General features: G+C 46.7%; 1 rRNA gene. It reads right to left on the reverse strand.

Annotated elements, in window-relative coordinates:
- Nucleotides 1–671, reverse strand: a 16S ribosomal RNA gene (locus FD01_RS13285); the annotation flags it as partial.
- Between the last annotated feature and the right edge of the window lie 127 nt (nucleotides 672–798).

Here is a 798-nt window from a genome sequence, read left to right on the forward strand (position 1 = left end):
CCCAGTTTCCGATGCACTTCTTCGGTTAAGCCGAAGGCTTTCACATCAGACTTAAGAAACCGCCTGCGCTCGCTTTACGCCCAATAAATCCGGATAACGCTTGCCACCTACGTATTACCGCGGCTGCTGGCACGTAGTTAGCCGTGGCTTTCTGGTTGGATACCGTCAACGTCTGAACAGTTACTCTCAAACGTGTTCTTCTCCAACAACAGAGTTTTACGATCCGAAAACCTTCTTCACTCACGCGGCGTTGCTCCATCAGACTTTCGTCCATTGTGGAAGATTCCCTACTGCTGCCTCCCGTAGGAGTTTGGGCCGTGTCTCAGTCCCAATGTGGCCGATCACCCTCTCAGGTCGGCTACGTATCACTGCCTTGGTGAGCCTTTACCTCACCAACTAGCTAATACGCCGCGGGTCCATCCAAAAGCGACAGCTCGAAAGCCGCCTTTCAGCTCAGAAACATGTGTTTCTGAGATTTATACGGTATTAGCATCTGTTTCCAAATGTTATCCCCTACTTAAGGGCAGGTTACCCACGTGTTACTCACCCGTCCGCCACTCGATTTTAGAAAAATCATACCGAAGTAATCAATTAATAAAATCTCGTTCGACTTGCATGTATTAGGCACGCCGCCAGCGTTCATCCTGAGCCAGGATCAAACTCTCATATAATGAGTTATTTGAATAGCTCGATTTGTTGTTACTAGCGAATTGACTTCGCGTCATGTTTAATTCTTTTCAATTAAGAAAAGCCCTATCACATTTACGAAACTTTGTTCAGTTTTCAAAGGACTACCTT

It is taken from the genome of Lacticaseibacillus manihotivorans DSM 13343 = JCM 12514, assembly GCF_001435035.1.
Lineage (GTDB): Bacteria > Bacillota > Bacilli > Lactobacillales > Lactobacillaceae > Lacticaseibacillus > Lacticaseibacillus manihotivorans.